Source organism: Embleya scabrispora DSM 41855, assembly GCF_000372745.1.
GTDB lineage: Bacteria > Actinomycetota > Actinomycetes > Streptomycetales > Streptomycetaceae > Embleya > Embleya scabrispora.
Genome location: NZ_KB889634.1, coordinates 1 through 2621 on the forward strand (window position 1 = coordinate 1; position 2621 = coordinate 2621).

Sequence of the window (2621 nt, forward strand, 5' to 3'; positions counted from 1 at the left end):
CCCGCGACAACTCGCGGCTGCTGCACTACGAAGGCGACTTCGGCTGCCGCGACACCGACATGTACTCGCGCATGTACGCCTTCCAAGACGAGGTCGAGCGCATCGGCATCCGCCTGGACGGCGGCCCGCAGAAGCGCCGCGACCTCCCGTTCATCCTCTGCGAATACGCCCACGCCATGGGCAACGGCCCCGGCGGACTCACCGACTACCAGCGGCTCTTCGAGAAGCACGACCGGCTCCAGGGGGGCTTCGTGTGGGAGTGGATCGACCACGGCATCCACCACCCCGGACTCGGCTACGCCTACGGCGGCGACTTCGGCGAGGAGCTGCACGATGGGAACTTCGTCTGCGACGGCCTGCTCTTCCCCGACCGCACCCCTTCCCCCGGCCTCGTCGAATTCGCCAAGGTAATCGAGCCGGTCTCGGTGGAGGTCGCTCGCGACGGCACCGTGCGCATCACGAACAAGCAGGACTTCGCGGACCTGTCCGCGTTCGCGTTCACCTGGGCCTTCCACACCGACGGCGAGACGATGGCGGAAGGCGACCTGCCGGTACCCGCGCTCGCCGCCGGCGCGACGGCCGAAGTACGGCTTCCGGAGCCGCCCGCCGCCGTCCCGAACGGCCTGGAAACCGGCTGGACGGTCCGCGCAGTCCTCGCGGACGACACCGCGTGGGCCGCTCGCGGCCACGTCGTCGCCCGGGGACAGACCGCACTCGCACCCCGAGCGGTGCCTTCCATACTGCGGACCGCACGCCCCGCCGTGGAAGGACCGCAGATCACCCTGGGCCCGGCTCTGTTCGACGCCCGCACGGGCGCGCTGTGCGGCATCGGCCGGGTCGGGGTGACGGGCCTGCGCCTGGACGTGTGGCGGGCGACCACCGACAACGACGAAGGCGCCGACTGGCTGTCCGACCTCCGCTTCGCCCGGGCCTGGCGCAAGCTGGGCCTGCACCGCATGGGGCACCGTGTGGACGCGGTCGAGACGACCGGCGACGCGCTGACCGTCCTGGCCCGAGTGGCTCCGGCGGCACGGGACGTCGCCCTGGCCGTCCGCTACCGCTGGACGTCGGACGGAGCCCGGGTCAAGCTGACCGTCGCGGTCACCCCCGAGGGCGACTGGACCGTCCCGCTGCCGCGCCTGGGTGTGCGGTTCGGACTCGCTGCGGCGGACGCCGTGCGCTGGTTCGGCGGCGGCCCGGGGGAAGCGTACCCGGACAGCATGGCGGCGTCGGCCGTGGGCCGCTGGGAGTCGACCGTGGACGGCCTGCAGACCCCCTACGTGCGCCCGCAGGAGAACGGCGCCCGCGCCGCGGTCCGCTGGGCCGAGCTCGGCGGACTGCGCATCGACGGCGACCCGGAGTTCTCGCTTACCGCCCGGCGCTGGACCACGGAGCAGCTGGACGCCGCCCGCCACCGCACCGACCTCGTGCCCGGCGACACCGTATGGGTCAACCTCGACCACGGGCAGCACGGCATCGGCTCACAGTCCTGCGGCCCGGGTCCCCTGCCGCATCAGCAACTGCACGCCCGGCCTGCCGAGTTCTCGTTCGTATTCACCCCGGCCGACTGACCCGGGACGGGTCCGCACGACGGCGGCCCAGGACACGGTGGCGGTACAAACACATCCTGTACGAGAAGCCGATCTGCCTCACCCCGGAGGGTCGACTCGGGGGCGTCGCGCCGCGAGAGGGGATCACTGCACAGCGACGGCTCGACGCTCTGGTACCGCCTGCGAAGCGGCGAGCACGACGCTTTCGAGTTCGGGCCCTCGGACGAGTTCGGCGGCGAGATCCGCCACTTCGCCCATGGCCTCCTGACCGGCACGCCCCCTCCACGACCACGTCGAGGGCATCGCCGTACTCGGCATCATCCTTGCCGCCCACGAGTCCGCGCACACGCGCACCGTCGTCACGATCACCGATCACCGATCACGTTCTCGATTCCATCGCCGAGCACTGACCACCTGCCGCTGGTTGCCGCGCCCACCACGGGGCGCGGCACGCCGCGCGGCCGACTTGGCCATGAACGTCTCAGCCTGCGCCCTCGTCCGTTCACCGGAACCACCGAAGAGGTCCCGCCGTGCACCAGTCGCCACTTCCCGCAGGCAACGCCACCGGGCGCGCATGGCTGGGCCTGGCCGTCCTGTGCCTCGTCGTGACCGCAACCTCCATCGACGTGTTCGTACTCCTGCTCGCCCTGCCCGAGATCGCCCACGACCTCCATGCCACCGCCGTCGAACAGCTCTGGATCACCGACGTCTACGGGTTCATGCTCGTCGGATTCATGATCACGGCAGGGACCCTGGGCGACCGGATAGGGCACCGCCGGCTGCTCATGACGGGCGGGGCGGTCTTCGCGACCGCCTCCGTCATCGCTGCCTTCTCGAAGGGCCCCTGCTGCTCATCGCCGCCCGCGCGGTGCTCGGGATCGCCGGGGCGACACTCGCCCCGTCCACCCTCGGCCTGATCTCCGGGATGTTCCGCAACACCCGCGAGCGTGCGCTCGCAGTGCGGTGGGGAACTGGACCATGTCCCCGCCGGTTTCGGCGATGACGATCTCGGCGGCGAGGCGTCCGATCCCCGGAATGGTGTCCAGGTTCGCCAGGTCCTCCTCGCGGTCG

3 protein-coding genes are annotated in these 2621 nt (G+C 71.4%); 2 read left to right on the forward strand and 1 reads right to left on the reverse strand.

Features of this window, described 5'->3' with window-relative positions:
• Both A3IC_RS0114415 and A3IC_RS0114425 read left to right on the forward strand, forming a co-directional pair.
• Nucleotides 1-1571, forward strand: a 1571-nt coding sequence (locus A3IC_RS0114415) for a beta-galactosidase small subunit-related protein (RefSeq protein ID WP_020550752.1), incomplete at its 5' end; no start/stop codon positions are given.
• A 509-nt stretch (nucleotides 1572-2080) separates the two neighbouring features.
• Nucleotides 2081-2467: an MFS transporter gene (locus tag A3IC_RS0114425; protein ID WP_026218260.1), complete on the forward strand. Its 387-nt coding sequence runs from the start codon at nucleotides 2081-2083 to the stop codon at nucleotides 2465-2467.
• Here the strand turns inward: A3IC_RS0114425 and A3IC_RS73505 are convergent.
• Entirely contained in the window at nucleotides 2402-2605 is a 204-nt protein-coding gene (locus tag A3IC_RS73505; RefSeq protein ID WP_425387332.1) for a transposase, read from the reverse strand. The two genes, A3IC_RS0114425 and A3IC_RS73505, sit on opposite strands and share 66 nt — an antisense overlap.
• Nucleotides 2606-2621 lie beyond the last annotated feature (16 nt).